The sequence below is a fragment of the Paenibacillus sp. OSY-SE genome (assembly GCF_000283315.1).
Classification (GTDB): domain Bacteria; phylum Bacillota; class Bacilli; order Paenibacillales; family Paenibacillaceae; genus Paenibacillus_B; species Paenibacillus_B profundus.
The window spans coordinates 1-601 of sequence record NZ_ALKF01000021.1 but is presented as its reverse complement, the minus strand read 5'-3'; the positions used below and the strand labels follow the sequence as shown (position 1 = coordinate 601).

Annotated in this window: 1 protein-coding gene; it reads right to left on the bottom strand. The window is 59.6% G+C overall.

What is annotated here, in order from left to right; all coding sequences use genetic code 11:
• The coding region (locus tag A372_RS32555; RefSeq protein ID WP_036702523.1) for a condensation domain-containing protein at positions 1 to 601 on the bottom strand (601 nt) is incomplete at both ends.

The following is a 601-nucleotide window of genomic DNA, read 5'->3' as shown; positions in this document are numbered from 1 at the left end:
GTCTCGTGCCGGGACCATTGCAACGCCAGCGTTTCGCTGTTTTTGACCGCGTCGGCGCCTTGCTCGTTATCCTTCGGCAAAGGCGCTTGTTCGACATTCGCCAGCTGGCTCCAGTATCCGCGTTCCGCCTCCATAGCCGGTCTTGAGGCATAAGCTTCCAGCTGCTGCGCCCAAGCTTGGAACGAATCGGTCTTCTGCGGCAGCCGGATGTCCTGCCCTTGCGCGGCCTGTTCGTACGCTGCAGCGATGTCCTCCAGCAAGATCCGCCAGGAGACGCCATCAATGACGAGATGGTGAATGACGATGAGCAGATGATCGCCGTCACCGCACTGGAATAAGCCCAGCTTCACGAGCGGACCTGTATCTAAGGAGATACCGGCCTGCAGCTCGCGGGCCTTCGCTTCGACTAACCGACTCCACGCCTGCTCTTCCCGGAAGTCGAATACTTCCAATCCGTACCGGTCCCCTTCCTTCACGGCCCGGTTCCAAGCGGCATAACCTCTGTCCGCTAAAGGCACAAACACCATGCGCAGCGCGTCGTGATGAACGGTGATCCGCTTCATCGCAAGACGCAGCGCTTGCACGTCAAAGCGTTCTTCCC